The organism is Congregibacter brevis, from assembly GCF_045689245.1.
Taxonomy (GTDB): domain Bacteria; phylum Pseudomonadota; class Gammaproteobacteria; order Pseudomonadales; family Halieaceae; genus Congregibacter; species Congregibacter brevis.
In genome coordinates, this window is record NZ_CP136865.1 from 1465785 (window position 1) to 1480847 (window position 15063).

Consider the following 15063-nt stretch of genomic DNA (forward strand, 5'->3'; position numbering starts at 1 on the left):
TGGCAGTCAACTGAAGTCTAACTGCGTACTTTACTTCCTTTCAAAAAAGTACATAAATTATACATTCATAATGCTGCTACCAAAATTCCCCCTTTATTTTCAATAATTTAGCAGTGTGCTCCGCGGCATCAAATACCTTCCAAATCCCCTAGCTACGCACCTGCTGTGCAACGGCTCGCCATGCCGCATCAATGGCGGAGTCTAAATAGGCGTGCGCTTCAGAATCGGAATTCGCGATAGAAATTCGACCGAACTGTGCCCGACCAATTTCATGCGGCGCCTGCCCTGCCTCCCATTGCGGATCGTCGAGTTGCATGTACTCATAGGCATAGCCGTGTGCCCAACGATTAACGGTGATCGCTTGAATGTCCCTTTCGTGCCTAAAGCCGTATTCGCCCAGTAAGGCCTGTAATTGGTCCCGAACTTGCCGCTCGTAGGTTTCAAACGGCGTGCCGTAAACCTGATGACGCGAGCGACGCAGAATCTCTCTGCTCTTTTCGCCATCCTCGGGATCAACCGATGGAACACCCATCATAAAAACCACCATAGGTTCTTCAGGCCCGTCGGGAGGACGGTTACCACCCGTTTTGGTGGCCGGAGGAACCGTCACCACAACAAAAGGGTCATCGGGGCAGTTAACGCGACCAACACCCAGTTTAGAAAAGGCCTGCCCGTCGCCGAGCAAAACATTGACCCACACCAGCGGCACCTTCACGCCGTAATCAAGCGCTTCTTTCTGGTGCTGGGGTAACTGCGGACAGAGGTAAGGGATTGCCGCGTTGTAGCAAGCCAGCACACAGTGATCGCCGCTAACACGAAGGGGTTTACCGTCGCGCACGTAATCGACATCTACCGTCTCGCCGGCAGTCTCACGCACGCCAACTACCGTACTATTGAGCCGCAAGCGGACGGACTGCTGCTCAAGATCCAGCGCGCTGTAATCGAATCGACTGAGCGCGATATCCTCAAAACCCACACTATCGGGAGCTACCCCGGGAATTAACTTGTGAACAAGCAGCCTCGCCACCGAGGCATTGCCATCCGGAAAATACAGAGATTCCAAACCGGACACCGCGCTATCAAGGAGCTGCGCCAGCAGATCGCCGAGCCAACTCATACTTCGAATACCCGGACTACCCAAGTAAAAGGCCTCCAGAATACTGATCCTGGTCGCGGCAGGCCCGAACATGAGTTTGGGGAAGGGATAAAAAATCGAGATCGTATCTGTAGACAAACCAACCCGTTGAGTCAGAAACTCAAGGTAGCTCGTCGATTCAACGTATGCGGACTTCTCTGCCAGCGACAGCTCTTCGAGATAATCTCGGTCACCCGAAATCAGTTCAATAACTCGATCTTGCTCCGAAACCGGCAGTGGCAGCGCGCGAATCGCGGACGGATAATCACCAATGCCAAGCATCAGCCGTATCCAACTCCCCCTCACCTTTACATGTCCATCGGGGCCGGGGAGTGCGAACATAGAATCAGCATCTGCCCCGAGAAAATCAAATTCCCCCATATCTGCCCGCATGGCATCAAGGTCTACCCCAATGTCATCCAACAAGTTTTTGGAAATCATACTGTAATCACTGGGTCCATCGAGATTGACCGAACCCCCGATGCCAAGACGCATATATCCAGCATGTTCAAACTCATTGCGCTTGGCATGCCCACCAAAGTCATCGTGATTATCGAGCAGTAGTATCTTTGCCTCAGGTCCCATGCGCTTCTGGTAGAACCTCGCAGCCGCCAGGCCGCTAACACCTGCTCCGACGACCACCAGGTCATAGTGTTCATCAAGCTCGTGATGTTGCTCTGGCTTTTGCCCGCCCCAGGCCAGGCCATGCATCACCTCAAAGGAGCCGGGGTGGTTTCCTCGCATCCCCGTCAACGACGGTGGATAGTACGTTGCCGCGGTAGATGGATCCGACTGCGCAAGCACTTTCTTGGACGCCAGCAGGCTGGCTCCGGCGGTGACGGCAACACCGTTTAAGAAATCTCGCCGTGTGATCTTGTATTTCACTGACTTCCCTCTGATACCTGAATTACCCTAGGAATGAATCGCCGCGCACTCGCGCTCACTTCCTGTCGCTACTCAGGCGATATCTCGCTGTAATGAAGGCTAACAACCTTCCATTCACCCGCAATCTTGTGCCAAACATCGGTCTCAAAGGCTCGCGAGGTGGTCACAGATCCATCCGGCCACCGCGTTCGGTTATCGATGAAAGAGGTCGCAACAGCAGCGCCTCCATCAGCCATCACTTGTACCTGCAGGTCCGACATCTCGTTCAGTTCAACACCCCCTCCGCTTGCCATGAGCTCGGCCCACATCTGTCGGTACTCGGCGAGGTCCACCCTGCCATCGCCGACATATACGGTGGCGTCATCGGCGTAAAAATCAAAATAGGTTTCGATATCATTAACTGCATAAGCATGATCAAACGCTTTGATCGCAGCATGAAGATCAGCGTCTTTAACGCCATGGTGATCAGCCATGACCGACAAGGACACCAGGGCAAGAACAAATCCAGTCAACATGTTTTTCATCGGGTAACTCCTTTGGTATTTTTTACTCAGGCTACTCAATCCGCCTCTACCGACTTGCAAATTCTTCGCTGTTGGCAGCCTTGATCGCCTTACGCAAGAAAACCGCCATGCCTCCCACAGACACCAGCAATAAGGCGCCTATAGACTCAAACACGATGCCAACATCAGCACTCACTATGTTGCCGGTCAGCACCGCAATAAACAGCAGATGAAAAAGAACCCCGAACAGGCCTAATGCAATTGCTGCAATCTTGGCGCTTAAGGAGAGTCGAAAAAGCGCAGGGGCAACTACCAGACCAAATACCCCATACATCCAGAAGCCCAGGTAGTCGAAAGAGGTGAACAAAGAAAAGGACAAAGACGGATTCAGCAACTGAAACAGCTGTTCAGCAACCTCGACATTCGCCGACAGCGAGGTCGATGCACCTACCATCTGGGGAATCGACCAAATGGCAATGAACTTGGGAATAATAAAAGCGACGAGCGATATCAGCACGGCTATACCTGCAATAATCGCGCTTAAGGGGTGGGAGCCGCGCACCTGCCAGGCAGTGGCGGCAAAGACCGCCGTTAGTGTGAGCATCGCGACCATTTGCACTATCCATCCCAGAATGAACGCGCCGAGATTGCTGCTAAACCACATCATCCGATCTGTGAACGGGCCTTCGGGGGCATCCAGCGGGAGGAATATCGACGGCACCACCATGACAAAAAGGGTTATTGCTGACCAATACGCGGCTTTGTTTACCGTATCGTCGAGTTGTGGTTCTTTGATCATAAGGCTGCGCCAGTTGTCACATGTCTTCTGACAGGCTAAAACATGTCATGCGACATGTAAATAACTGAGACGGTGAGAGGCGCGCTTATCTCGCTCAGTGGACTCGCCGCAATCAAGAAGGATATCGCGCATCAATAAATGCTAATGCCGTCTCGCGAACAGCATGTTTCTCGTTCTCCCAACGCCTGCCATCGCCGGTAAACAATGTTCCGCCTTCGAGCATTGACATAAGGCAGAGCGCCTCAGCAATGGACGAATCGCTACCCGCATCCGTAAGCGCTTGCTGAATCACGCTTAAATACTGCTCATAAACGTCGTCCACCAAGTCTGCCACCAACGGCTCAACCTGCTGCATGGCCCATAGCTGCGGCCACAGCCGATCACTCTGCAGGGACTCTCCCGCGACATCATCAAGAACAAACACTGCGATATCTCGAACTCTAAGCGCGTCGCCGTCAGCGCGGAGCGCGTCAAAGGCCTTGGCGTACTCCACTGCTATATAAGCAACCAGCTCCCGGAGCATGTCCTCGGTGGTGCGAAAGTGATATTGCAAGGCACCCAGCTTCATACCGCTGGCACGTGCGAGCGCGCGCATACTGAGTCCGGCGTAGCCCTCATCTGCGATGATCTCGATAGCGATCTGCAAGATCTCTTGCTTTCGATTACCCACTACAGCTATTCCTCGAAAATTGAGACATCGCTATTCAGCTTAAAACATGTCAGTTGACATATACAGCCAGCGAATCCGAGTAAACGAACGCAGCCCCCTGAACATCCTGAGTCTCAGTCGTCGCTTTCGCCGCAAGAAGTTTGGCCGGCATCTTCGATGCCAGTTACCGGGACATCGAGGCTGTACGAGCTATGAATGTACGTTGTACAAATTTGAATCGACTAAGTAGCTCCGGCGATTCCCGCTGAATAACGGGGCTTTGCACAGAAGCTTCCAACGCAGACCCGTTTGTTCTCTTTGTACCTAAGACCGTGCGTTGCAACCCCGATCGCTTTTCCGTCGCGTTTGCAAGGCGAGAGTAAATGCAAATTCGCCGCCTCAGATTAGTTGCCAATGAATCGCATATAGCACTGCCTGTGTGCGATCCCGGCAGTTAAGTTTTGATAGTACCTGTGATACATGATTTTTGACCGTGCCTTCGGCGAGGTGAATCACTTCTGCTATTTCCCTGTTTGACAGTCCACCGGCGACTAGGCGTAGGACCTCACGCTCCTTTTTGCTCAGGATGTCTTTGTTTGCTGGCGGCGCGTCTTCAATGCCTGTACTCACCTGGGAGACCAAGCGCGGCTCAGCGATAAAACCGCCACCTGCGACGTTTTCGATGGCCTTGATGAGCTTTTCCAGAGATACGTCTTTGAGTAAAAATCCATTGGCGCCGGCGGCTAGAGCTTCCATGAACAGCTGGTGATCATCAAAGGTTGTGAGCATTAGCACTGTTTGGGCATTTCCCGAAGCACGTAATTTTTTAACCAAGCTGATGCCATCCAGACCCGGCATGCGAATGTCACACACCAGCACATCAACAGGGGCTTCTTGCAGTTGTGTCAGCGCAGCGTCTCCGTTTTCGCATTGCCACAGGGTGCGCGCCTCCTTGGATAGTTCGATCAGCCGGGCGATGCCCTCGCGAACAAGTACTTGGTCATCAACGAGGCCAACGCTGATCACGCTGGATGGTTTCCGCTCAGGTGCAACTGCAGTTGGCAACCGGTATCGCTGTTTGCAAGTAATTCTGCGTGCCCCCCAAAAGCAGCCAACCGATTGTTGATGTTGCGCAGCCCAAAGCCAGGTATCGCTCGTCCGTTGGCCAAGCCACGACCATTGTCGATGACGCGCAGAGCGTATTCATCGCCGCGAATCTCCACCCGATTGGCGTGACCGTGGCGGATCGCATTGTGTATCGCCTCTTGAATACAAAAAACCAGCTGTTGCGCCAGCGGGGCCTCTAACTCTGGGAGCGGGGAGTCGACTGATACTTCTACGCCCGGTGTTAGCGCCTCCAGTTCCCGTATCGCGTCTACGAGGTCATTGCTCTCGTCCTCGGCCATGCGTCTGACAATCGAGCGAACTTCCTCCAGTAAGTCCTTGGCTAGTAGCTGACAGGTTTCGACCTGGGCTTTATGGTCCACAGGGACTTCGTGCGCCAGCACTTCGAGTTGCAGCTGCAGAGCGGTTAAGCGATGGCCGATGCTGTCGTGGAGGTCCCCCGCAATACGCAGCCGCTCATCGGCTTTGTTTTGGCCCGCCATAACCGCACGGGCAGCAAGCAGTTCACTGTTCTTTCGCATAAGTTCTTCTTGCGCCAGCACTTCACGCTGCTTAGCTAAACTCGACGTTATGGCGAATGCTTGCAGTGCCAGCAGGGACAAAGCGGAATAAAGATAGCTCTCAAGAGGGGTTTCGGTGAGCCAGAACACCAGTACGTAGCAAAGATTGGCGACCGCCATGATGACCCAGCTTTCTCGAGCCTTAAAGTGATGCGGCGTACTCGCCATTAGCACCACCGAGAGTATCAGGGCGACGGTATCGCGATTCACAAAGAGCACGGCTACCGAAAGAACCAGCATAACGATGACGCAGGATCGGGCGGTTGTGGCTTTGACTCCCAGAGGCGCAGAAAACGACTGAACTGTGAAGGCCGCGGCAAAGAGTGAGTACAGCGCAAGATTCGGCCAGAAATCGAAGTACTTAAGGCTCACCCAGCCGCAGACCGCGATCGCCAGTAAGCCCGAGAGATTCAGGAGGGACTGGTCGAGCGTGACAGGGCGTTTTTGCATAGACGCAAGCTTAGTTCTTAAACCTCTCGCATGCACCGTGCCAAAGGTCATGGTTTTGCTAAAGGGAACGGATGACTTCTCGCACCTGTGTTGCCACACCGTCCAGCGCATGATGTTTCTAACAAAACACTTCTTCAGGAGCGCAAGAAATGAAACGTTTACTTTGTATCTCAGGGCTGATGATAGCGTTGGCGACCCCCGGCATAGCGGCTGATCTTACATTCTCTGTGACGAATATTAGTGAACCAGTCGGTGAACTGATGTGGGTGCTGTATGACTCTCAGGAAGCCTACGCTGGAGAGGGGCAACCGGTGGTCTCAGCTAAATCGCGCCTTGATAGCGAATCAGTGCGCATAACACTGCATGACCTAGTTCCAGGGCGCTATGCGATCAAGCTTTTCCACGATGCCAATAGCAATGGTGAGTTAGATAGCAACCTTATCGGTATGCCCACCGAAGGCTATGGATTTAGCAATGACGCGGGTCGCATGGGTCCGCCAAGCTTTGATGATGCTGCGGTAGATCTCAAGAATGACACGGCAATTGAAATAAGGGTGCGCTAGCGATGAACCGACGCGAGTTTCTGCAAGGCATGGCGGCGCTTGCTGCTCTTCAGACTATCCCCTTTGCCGCACAGGCGGCGAAACTGTTGCCCTGGTCCATCGGTTTTGATGGTGTGGCAGAGGATTTACCTCCCTTAGCCATGCGTGTTCAAGGCCAGCTGCCCGAAGAATGCGCTGGTCGACTGTATCGCAATGGCCCCGCACGGTACCAGCGCGGTGGTCGGCGCTATGAACACTGGTTTGATCCCGACGGTATGGTTCAGGCCTTTGATCTGAGTCAGCAAGGTGTGTCTCATCGAGGTCGCTTTGTCAGAACCACGAAGCTCGCGCAGGAAGAGCAAGAGGGTCGCTTTCTCTTTAGAGGTGCCGGCACTAATTTTGCGGACGAGTTGCCATCGCGCAACAACGAAGACGGTAATGTTGCAAACATTAATATCCAGCCTCTGGGTGGTGAGTTACTCGCGCTCTGGGAAGCAGGCTCTGCACATAGAATTGATCCCGAGACACTAGATACAAAGGGCATAAAGACCTTTAGTGACGAGCTTAAAGGGGTGCCATTTTCTGCTCACCCACATCTGGATGAGCGCGGCGATATGTGGAACATTGGCTCAGTGCCCTTTGGTGCAAAGCCCATGTTGGTGCTTTACCACCTAAGCGCTCAGGGCAAGTTACTCAACTCTCGTCTGCATCATTTGGATTTTGCCGGCTACATGCATGATTTTGTGCTCACGCCGCGTTATCTGATCGCGCTTAACTCCTCAGCAGTATTGGGAGATGGCCCGAGCTTTGTGGGGCGTATACATTGGGAGTCCTCGCGTGCGAGTCAGTTGCTGATCTTTGATCGCAACGATTTATCTCTCACCGCAACTATCGAGGTGCCGCCCACGTTTGTCTTCCACTTTGGAAATGGTTGGGAGGAGGGCGACACGCTCAACTTTACAGCTTGTGAGTATGCCGACAGCAGCATCGTCACAGACGGGATGCGCCGGTATGCGCGGCAGGAGTCGGGGCCGTACCACAATGACCCTGAGCTGGTTCGATACGCTGTATCGCTGCGCTCACGAGTCGCCCGAAAACAGCGTCTTGGGGTAGCAATGGAGTTCCCCAGTTACGACAGTCATCGGCCATTTGAGGCACAGGCCTTGCTCGGCGCCGCGGGGCAAAATAAGTCAGAAGCTAATCTTGCATCGGCGGTTGTGCGAGTCGACCCCCAAAGTGGTGAACAAGAAGGCTTCGACTATGGCGAGGGCGTTATCGTCGAAGAGCCGCTCTATGTACCCGGTGCGGAAGGGGGCTATGCACTGCATAGCTATCTGGACTATGCCAATAAACGCAGCGGCATCGCGGTGCTTAGAGCGGCGGACCTGGCATCCGGGCCGGTGATGACGGCGGAGATGGATCGCGTGCTGCCCCTGGGGTTTCATGGGTGCTTCTTGGTGACTTAGCTCTTGATTGGCGGCTCGTGATGAGCCGCAGCGCGTCAAATCCCGTAGTTTGCGTAATGTCTACAAGACTCATTCGACGAGACTCTCAGCACTCCATTTCCAGCATGCAGGTAACCGTGGCCGCGAAATGCGCCAACGTGGATTTGTCGTTCCAAGTAGAATGAGCGCGGCTTGTATCATCCAGTCGCGTCTCGCGCGCACTGAGTACCCCGCCAAGATAGGACCCCAGAAAGATAAAGCGCTGATTTTGTATCGTCCTGCTTTTAGATGGCATCAGCCCCCGCAGATGTTTCAGGCATCGTTGATAACCTGAGTTCCACCGGCCTTCCAGAGCGTCTTCGAACAGATCGCTGTGTGACATGGTGAGCATGCGAAGAAAGCGGTTATAGGTGTCGGTTTCACCCGGTGCGGCCAAATTAACGGAGGGGTAGATCAGAATGTCGACGATCTGAGAGATGCTATTTGGGCCGGTACTCTCCTCCAGCGCGTCAAGTAGGTTGTTTCGCCGAGCATCGATAATCTTGGCGCCGTCGACGATAAGAGCGCGAATCAAGGCCTCCTTCGATCCAAAGTGATAACCGACAGCGGCCGCGTTCTTTTGGCCAGCCGCCTTGGCGATGTCGCGTACAGTCACGCCGTCGATGCCTCGATTGGCAAACAGGCGCTGCGCTTCGGCCTTCAGCCGTTCAACCGAGGGGCTACACACTTTCGTAGACAGTTTGCTCATTTCAAGAGTCGAAAATCCATAAGGAATTGTAGCTTGCAATAACTCAAATGTTTAATACAATTGTATTATGCCAGATCAATCAAGCAACGAATCGATACCGGTTAATTTACCAGCTTTAACAGCTTGGATGGACGCTATCGGGCTGGAACGTGGGCCGCTGGACAATCTGCAGCTGCTGGCCGGCGGAACGCAAAATATCCTACTTCGTTTTGACCGAGGCGGCCAAGCGTTTGTGCTGCGGCGACCGCCGCTCCATCCACGAAAGAATTCCAATGACACGATGAAGCGCGAGGCACGTGTCTTAGCAGCGCTAAGTGCAACTGATGTACCGCATCCAAAATTCATCGCAAGCTGTGACGATGAAGAGGTGCTTGGCGCCTGCTTCTACCTCATGGCCCCGGTTGATGGTTTTAATCCTGCCAATGGTTTGCCGCCGCTCCATGCTAGCGACCCGGCGCTCCGCGAGCGCATGGGCTATTCCTACATCGAAGGAATGGCAGCCCTGGGGGCGGTTGACTACAAAGCGGTGGGCTTGGAAGGTTTCGGCAAGCCAGAGGGGTTTCTAGAGCGGCAATCGGGCCGGTGGATGAAGCAGTTGGAAAGCTACGCCGCTTTTGATGAATGGACCGGCTTTAAAGAGCTGCCCGATGTCGAAAGTATTGTCCTTTGGCTTGAGGACAAGCTCCCTCAAGAATTTACGCCGGGCATCCTCCACGGCGATTGCCATTTGGCAAACACGATGTTTGAACATGACAGCGGCAAACTCGCTGCCTTTGTTGACTGGGAGCTGGCCACCGTTGGCGACCCTTTGATCGACCTTGGGTGGGTCATGGCGACCTGGGCGGATGATCACACACCTGTCGTTGGCGATATCGAACCCTGGGACGGCTTCCCAAGTCTCGATGAACTTATTACGCACTATGGAAGACATTCGGCGCGGAGCTTGGAAGCAGCCGCTTGGTACGGAGTGCTCGCCTGCTTCAAATTGGGAGCAATCTTAGAGGGAACCCACGCTCGCGCGAGCGCTGGTAAGGCCCCCAAAGAAACTGGCGACCGTCTGCATGCCATGACAATTTCATTGTTCGAGCGCGCACATCGATTGATCGCGAAGAATTGATAAGGAAGAGATGATGAGTGATTTAGATTTTTCTGGAAAGCGGGTGCTGGTAGTCGGCGGCTCCAGCGGTATCGGCAATGGTATCGCTCGGGGTTTCTTGGCTCGCGGGGCCGAGGTGCATGTTTGGGGCACCCGCGCTGCGGCAGGCGATTACGCGGCGGAAGGAGGCTCGGATTTGGATGGGCTGCACTACGCAAAGGTCAATGTCGCTGACTATGACGAACTGAGCGCCTACGAGCCGCCCTTCGACAGTCTGGATGTGCTCGTTCAGTCTCAGGGCTTCGTCCGCTACAAACAGGCGGAATATGCCAAAGCCGGCTGGGATGACGTGATGGATATCAATCTCAACTCCGTGATGCACACGGCGACTAAGTTCAAGCCCATGCTTACCGCAACGCAGGGTTCTATCGTGATCGTCAGTTCAATCTCTGGCTTGAGAGCGAACATCGGCAACCCTTCCTATGCCGCCTCGAAGGCTGGTGCAATCAGTCTTACCAAGACGCTAGGTCAGTCTTGGGCGCGTGACGGAATAAGGGTGAACGGACTTGCGCCCGGATTGGTACCAACAAAGCTTACGGCGGTCACTACTGAAAACGAAGTACGCAGCGAAGCCGCGCTGCGTACTATCCCCGTTCGGCGCTATGGGACGCCGGAAGATATGGCCGGCGCGGCCTTGTTCCTCGCATCGCCGCTTGCCGCTTATGTTCAAGGTCACACGCTCATCGCTGATGGCGGACTCTCGCTTTAGCGATCAGAACTACAAGCCTAGCCCACCAAATAAAGTTTAGGACACCTCCATTATGCTCTTTGAATATAGTGAGAAAACGCAAAATCTGATCGCCAAATTGCAAGCCTTTGTCGATGCCCATATTCTCCCCGTGGATAAAGAAGTTCATGCTTGGAACGGCGATCCAGCCAATCTCTGGAAGCCTTGGCCCGGTCTGGAGCCACTCAAGGAAAAAGCGAAAGCCGCTGGTCTGTGGAATTTATTCCTGCCGGAGGAATATGGCGAATATAGCCCGGGCCTGACCAATCTGGAATATGCTCCCCTGGCAGAGATTATGGGACGCAATGGTTGGTCTTCAGAGGTCTTTAACTGCTCCGCGCCTGACACCGGCAATATGGAAGTCTTCGCAAAATTCGGTACCGACGCCCAAAAGCGGGAGTGGCTAGAGCCCTTGCTTGCCGGCGAGATACGCTCAGCGTACATGATGACCGAACCTGATCACGCCTGCTCAGATGCGACGAATGTACGCACTGAAATTCGCGGTGATGGTGATGACTATGTCATCAATGGCAAGAAGTGGTGGATTTCGGGCGTCATGGATCCGCGTTGCAAGGTCTTGCTGATGATGGGCCAGACGAATCCAGAAAACCCTCGTCACACACAGCAATCAACGGTGATCATTCCACGCGACACGCCTGGTGTGGAGGTGGTTCGGGCGCAGACGGTGTTCGGCGATGTCCACTCGCCCGGCGGGCATTGCGAAGTGCATCTGAAGGACGTGCGCATTCCCAAAGAGAACATCATCCTTGGTGAAGGGCGGGGCTTTGAAATCGCACAGGGTCGCCTGGGCCCAGGCCGCATTCATCACTGCATGCGCTCTATCGGATCGGCTCAGCTCGCACTCGAATTGATGTGTCAACGCGCGACCGAGCGCAAAACCTTTGGCCGAATGCTCTCCGATCGCTCCAGCATTCGTATGGAAATCGCGAAGAGTTATTGCGAAATCGAGCAGGCCCGTTTGCTTACCTTGAAAGCAGCTGATGCGATTGACCGCCACGGTGCAAAGAACGCTAAGGACCTTATTGGCGCAATCAAGGTGATCGCGCCACAAATGGCGCAAACCGTTGCAGATCGCGCGATCCAGATTTTCGGCGGCATGGGTGTCAGTGATGATGTTCCGCTTGCTGGGATCATGGCGACCCAGCGCTTTATTCGTCTCGCCGATGGCCCTGATGAGGTGCACGCATCACAGCTCGGTAAATTCAAGATCGGGCAATATGCCAAGCCCGGTGCTGGCTGGAACGACATCCCGAGCGATTGAGGCTGAAAGGAAACCGTTGGGCGTTGGACGCCAGCCACAAGAGAAAATGCAAAATGCGTAGATGGGTCGTTAAATCGTTTGGAGAGCCGAAAGATGTTTGGTCGCTCCAGAAGCATGTTGAGGGTCTTGAGCCAGGCCCCGGTCAAGTCAAAGTCAAAGTGGAAGCCTGTGGTTTAGGCTTGCCGGATGTCTTGATGAGCCGCGACAACTACCCGCTTACACCGCCGCTTCCGTTTACGCCTTCGCAGGAGGCAGCAGGAAAGGTGATAGCTATCGGTGAAGGTGTCGATCACTCGCTGATTGGCGCCCGCGTGGTTGGTCCGACCCTGTTTCAATCGCAAGCTGGGGGATTGGCCGAAGATTGCTTGATGCGTGCAAGTGGCACTGGTGATGGCATATTGTCTGGCCTATTGCCGATCCCCGATGAAATGAGCGGAGTCGAGGCGGCGGGCCTTTACATCCCCTATCAAACGGCATGGGTCGCGCTCGTCCGGCGTGCGAAGATCACGAAAGATGATGTGGTACTGGTGCTTGGAGCATCGGGCAGCTCGGGGAATGCGGCGGTTCAATTGGCTAAAGCCAAAGGTGCGCGAGTTATCGCTGTTGCCGGCGGGCCGCATAAAGTCGCTTTCTGCAAGAATATCGGCGCGGATGAGGTCATCGACAGAAGGCAGCAAGACATTACCGATGCCGCGCTTGAACTAACTGGCGGCAAAGGCGTTTCAATCGTCTTCGATCCCGTTGGAGGTAAAGCGGCACGCGCTGCTTTCAATGCGATCGCTTTCGAAGGGCGGTTTGTTGTGATCGGTTACGCCAGTGGTGAATGGGCACGCATCGCCCTGCCAGAAACGGTGATGAAGAACATCTCACTGCTGGGAGCTATGCCCGTTGGATGGACCGCAGATCAGGTGCTCGGGGCCCATCAGGATTTGATTCTGCACTGGCAGGAGCGCGCCATTGATCTTTCGAGCAGTCAAGTCTTCGATTTCGATGATGCGGTCACGGCGGCAACGCATATCGCGGACGGAAAAGTCGAAGGCAAAGTCATCGTCCAAATGCCCGCAGAGCAATCCTAGGACAGACAGCCATGCCCTTGACCCTGTTTCACACTCCAAAATCCCGGTCGCTGCGCCCACTTTGTTTGCTCGAGGAAATGGGACTCGATTTTGAGCTGAAAACGATTGCCTATGATGCGGAGTATTTTGCATGTGACGCGTACCGCGAGATCAATCCCATGGGCAAGGTGCCAGCCCTCTATGATGGTGATCACCTTGTTTTGGAATCGACCGTTATTTTGGAATACATTCTGGCGAAACACGGTCCATCTCTATTAGCCGTAGGTCCTGAGGAGAACGATTTTGGGTTCTATTTGACCTGGCTTCACATGGCTGAAAGCGGTCTGTCGCACTATCTCGCTGTGTATCTTGGTCAACTGAGTGGCCAAGATAAGTATGCGGTTTCCGAAGGCTTCGAGGCATACGTAACATATCAGGCTCAGAAGGCATTTGAGATGCTGGACAAGCATCTTGGCGCTAGGTCATTCATTGCGTCAGACCGGTTCACAGCTGCTGATATCTCTGTTGGATATAGCCTTTTTCTGGCAAGCGAGCTTTGTAGGCTGCCCTTACCAAATCGCGTGCAAGCCTACTTTGAGAGACTCCAGGATCGGCCCGCTTGGAAAAAGGCCGTTTCAATCAAATAGGTTGGGTTCGTCCGCGTCGGAGCATCCAGAGAATAGCTTCTGGAACGCGCGACCCGACCTCCCGTGTAGGAGGTTACTCATGACGATAGAAGGAATACCGGTATGAAAGCCCTAGTCTTCAATGGTCCGCGCGATATTCGTTACGAAGATTTTCAGGATCCCGAACGCACTATCGATAACGCGGTAGTTATGCAGGTCGAAAAATGCAGTATCTGTGGATCGGACCTCCACATCTATCACGGTGATCATATTGGCACGACTAACTATGAAGCTGATCAACACAAGTTTTGTGTGGGTCACGAGTTTATTGGGGAGGTTGTGGAGATCGGGCCAGATGTGCATGACCTGAAGGTCGGGGACAAAGTACTCGCCGCGGGCGGCACAGGTTGTGGTACCTGCTCATTTTGCAGGACGGGTCAAGTCTGGAAATGTAGTCGAGAAACCGCTTTTGGCTTAAGTGATGAGATGAATGGCGGACAGGCAGAATTTGTTCAAGTTCCAAATGCGGACCGAACGCTGATGCGAATTCCAGACGGTGTCAGCGACGAACAAGCGGTGTTGCTGACCGATGCCTTGGCCACGGCCTCGTTCGGAATCAACAATACGGGTCTGAAACCCGGTCAGTCTTTGGCAGTTGTTGGACTTGGGCCGATTGGCTTGCTTGGGATTGAGCTGGCATTTCTGCGCGGCGCGTCCCAAGTCTTCGCAATTGATCCTTTTGCCGCGCGCCGTGCGCATGCGGAAAAGCTTGGCGCTGTCGCGTTCGCGCCGGGAAAAGAAGCGGTTGGTGCAATTCTGGAAGCCAGCAGAGGCGGTGTCCATTGCGTCTTTGAAGCATCAGGCGCTAGTTCAGCGGTCCGCTCGACGTTGCCATTAGTGAAGAAGGGTGGTGCGCTGTCATTCATCGGGCTGCCGCAGCCCGACGTGGCGCTACCGCTCAACCACATTCTCTACAAAGGGCTTACGGTAAGGGCGGGCATTGCACCTGTTCCAAACCTGTGGGAGCCATTGATCCCACTGCTACAAACAGGTCGGCTGAAAGCCAAAGGGTTGTTCTCGCACGAGATGGATCTTGCCGACGGCGCGGAGGCGTACCGGATTTTTGATGCACGCGAGGAAAGCGTGATCAAGATTATGATGAATGTTACTTAGTTGTTGTCGGGCGAGATTTGGTCGCAGCTAAGCGGTTCTTTAGACGGGGGTTATCATGGCATGATGGGGAGCCCACGAGCATCGTAACCGATAAGTCCCGAAGCTCTGGTATTGCTCATCGTGATCTGATGCCAGAGGCATCCACAGTACTAAACACTATGAGAATAACCGGGCGGAGTAGTTAAAGAACCTGCCTCGCACTA

At 54.0% G+C, this 15063-nt stretch carries 16 protein-coding genes; 9 read left to right on the forward strand and 7 right to left on the reverse strand.

Annotated features, from left to right (window positions below; translation table 11 throughout):
• Positions 1 to 148 precede the first annotated feature (148 nt).
• The 6 genes from R0137_RS06440 to R0137_RS06465 all read right to left on the reverse strand — a co-directional run bounded on the left by R0137_RS06440 (position 149) and on the right by R0137_RS06465 (position 6106).
• On the reverse strand, positions 149 to 2020 hold the full coding sequence (locus R0137_RS06440) for an NAD(P)-binding protein (protein ID WP_407329445.1): 1872 nt from the start codon (positions 2018 to 2020) through the stop codon (positions 149 to 151).
• A gap of 68 nt (positions 2021 to 2088) precedes the next feature.
• Positions 2089 to 2544, reverse strand: a complete 456-nt coding sequence (locus R0137_RS06445) for a YybH family protein (RefSeq protein WP_407329446.1) — start codon at positions 2542 to 2544, stop codon at positions 2089 to 2091.
• A gap of 46 nt (positions 2545 to 2590) precedes the next feature.
• The gene (locus R0137_RS06450; protein ID WP_407329448.1) at positions 2591 to 3322 is read right to left on the reverse strand and encodes a hypothetical protein; all 732 of its coding nucleotides are present in this window, start codon (positions 3320 to 3322) and stop codon (positions 2591 to 2593) included.
• A 112-nt stretch (positions 3323 to 3434) separates the two neighbouring features.
• Positions 3435 to 3992 (reverse strand): TetR/AcrR family transcriptional regulator, encoded by a 558-nt coding sequence (locus tag R0137_RS06455; protein WP_407329449.1) that lies wholly within the window; start codon positions 3990 to 3992, stop codon positions 3435 to 3437.
• Positions 3993 to 4370: 378 nt separating this feature from the next.
• A complete protein-coding gene (locus R0137_RS06460) occupies positions 4371 to 4997 on the reverse strand; it encodes a response regulator (RefSeq protein WP_407329450.1) in 627 nt (208 codons plus the stop codon).
• Positions 4994 to 6106, reverse strand: coding sequence for a sensor histidine kinase (locus tag R0137_RS06465; protein WP_407329452.1), 1113 nt, complete (start codon positions 6104 to 6106; stop codon positions 4994 to 4996). Before R0137_RS06465 ends, R0137_RS06460 begins: the two co-directional genes overlap by 4 nt.
• A gap of 149 nt (positions 6107 to 6255) precedes the next feature.
• Here R0137_RS06465 and R0137_RS06470 point away from each other — a divergent pair, with 149 nt between their 5' ends.
• On the forward strand, positions 6256 to 6669 hold the full coding sequence (locus R0137_RS06470) for a DUF2141 domain-containing protein (protein WP_407329453.1): 414 nt from the start codon (positions 6256 to 6258) through the stop codon (positions 6667 to 6669).
• 2 nt (positions 6670 to 6671) lie between these two features.
• A complete protein-coding gene (locus tag R0137_RS06475; RefSeq protein ID WP_407329455.1) occupies positions 6672 to 8114 on the forward strand; it encodes a carotenoid oxygenase family protein in 1443 nt (480 codons plus the stop codon).
• A gap of 85 nt (positions 8115 to 8199) precedes the next feature.
• Here R0137_RS06475 and R0137_RS06480 read toward each other — a convergent pair whose 3' ends face one another.
• Positions 8200 to 8841 carry a TetR/AcrR family transcriptional regulator gene (locus R0137_RS06480; RefSeq protein WP_407329456.1) on the reverse strand — a complete coding sequence of 214 codons (642 nt, stop codon included), beginning with the start codon at positions 8839 to 8841 and terminating at the stop codon, positions 8200 to 8202.
• A 127-nt stretch (positions 8842 to 8968) separates the two neighbouring features.
• On the opposite strand from R0137_RS06480, the gene R0137_RS06485 reads away from it, so the two are divergent.
• The 7 genes from R0137_RS06485 to R0137_RS06515 all read left to right on the forward strand — a co-directional run bounded on the left by R0137_RS06485 (position 8969) and on the right by R0137_RS06515 (position 15045).
• The gene (locus tag R0137_RS06485) at positions 8969 to 9958 is read left to right on the forward strand and encodes a phosphotransferase family protein (protein ID WP_407329457.1); all 990 of its coding nucleotides are present in this window, start codon (positions 8969 to 8971) and stop codon (positions 9956 to 9958) included.
• Between the two features lie 13 nt (positions 9959 to 9971).
• Entirely contained in the window at positions 9972 to 10706 is a 735-nt protein-coding gene (locus R0137_RS06490; protein WP_407329458.1) for an SDR family NAD(P)-dependent oxidoreductase, read from the forward strand.
• Positions 10707 to 10758: 52 nt separating this feature from the next.
• Positions 10759 to 12006, forward strand: a complete 1248-nt coding sequence (locus R0137_RS06495) for an acyl-CoA dehydrogenase family protein (RefSeq protein ID WP_407329460.1) — start codon at positions 10759 to 10761, stop codon at positions 12004 to 12006.
• Between the two features lie 53 nt (positions 12007 to 12059).
• A complete protein-coding gene (locus R0137_RS06500; RefSeq protein WP_407329462.1) occupies positions 12060 to 13082 on the forward strand; it encodes a zinc-binding dehydrogenase in 1023 nt (340 codons plus the stop codon).
• An 11-nt stretch (positions 13083 to 13093) separates the two neighbouring features.
• The gene (locus tag R0137_RS06505; RefSeq protein ID WP_407329464.1) at positions 13094 to 13708 is read left to right on the forward strand and encodes a glutathione S-transferase family protein; all 615 of its coding nucleotides are present in this window, start codon (positions 13094 to 13096) and stop codon (positions 13706 to 13708) included.
• Positions 13709 to 13810: 102 nt separating this feature from the next.
• Positions 13811 to 14860 (forward strand): alcohol dehydrogenase catalytic domain-containing protein, encoded by a 1050-nt coding sequence (locus R0137_RS06510; protein ID WP_407329465.1) that lies wholly within the window; start codon positions 13811 to 13813, stop codon positions 14858 to 14860.
• A gap of 17 nt (positions 14861 to 14877) precedes the next feature.
• Entirely contained in the window at positions 14878 to 15045 is a 168-nt protein-coding gene (locus R0137_RS06515) for a hypothetical protein (RefSeq protein ID WP_407329466.1), read from the forward strand.
• Positions 15046 to 15063: the final 18 nt, after the last annotated feature.

What these genes read in the sequence shown, in the direction of transcription:
- R0137_RS06445 (WP_407329446.1), bottom strand. Translation starts at nt 2,544, where the DNA reads ATGAAAAACATGTTGACTGGATTTGTTCTTGCCCTGGTGTCCTTGTCG.
- R0137_RS06450 (WP_407329448.1), bottom strand. Translation starts at nt 3,322, where the DNA reads ATGATCAAAGAACCACAACTCGACGATACGGTAAACAAAGCCGCGTAT.
- R0137_RS06465 (WP_407329452.1), bottom strand. Translation starts at nt 6,106, where the DNA reads ATGCAAAAACGCCCTGTCACGCTCGACCAGTCCCTCCTGAATCTCTCG.
- R0137_RS06470 (WP_407329453.1), top strand. Translation starts at nt 6,256, where the DNA reads ATGAAACGTTTACTTTGTATCTCAGGGCTGATGATAGCGTTGGCGACC.
- R0137_RS06475 (WP_407329455.1), top strand. Translation starts at nt 6,672, where the DNA reads ATGAACCGACGCGAGTTTCTGCAAGGCATGGCGGCGCTTGCTGCTCTT.
- R0137_RS06480 (WP_407329456.1), bottom strand. Translation starts at nt 8,841, where the DNA reads ATGAGCAAACTGTCTACGAAAGTGTGTAGCCCCTCGGTTGAACGGCTG.
- R0137_RS06485 (WP_407329457.1), top strand. Translation starts at nt 8,969, where the DNA reads ATGGACGCTATCGGGCTGGAACGTGGGCCGCTGGACAATCTGCAGCTG.
- R0137_RS06490 (WP_407329458.1), top strand. Translation starts at nt 9,972, where the DNA reads ATGAGTGATTTAGATTTTTCTGGAAAGCGGGTGCTGGTAGTCGGCGGC.
- R0137_RS06495 (WP_407329460.1), top strand. Translation starts at nt 10,759, where the DNA reads ATGCTCTTTGAATATAGTGAGAAAACGCAAAATCTGATCGCCAAATTG.
- R0137_RS06500 (WP_407329462.1), top strand. Translation starts at nt 12,060, where the DNA reads ATGCGTAGATGGGTCGTTAAATCGTTTGGAGAGCCGAAAGATGTTTGG.
- R0137_RS06505 (WP_407329464.1), top strand. Translation starts at nt 13,094, where the DNA reads ATGCCCTTGACCCTGTTTCACACTCCAAAATCCCGGTCGCTGCGCCCA.
- R0137_RS06510 (WP_407329465.1), top strand. Translation starts at nt 13,811, where the DNA reads ATGAAAGCCCTAGTCTTCAATGGTCCGCGCGATATTCGTTACGAAGAT.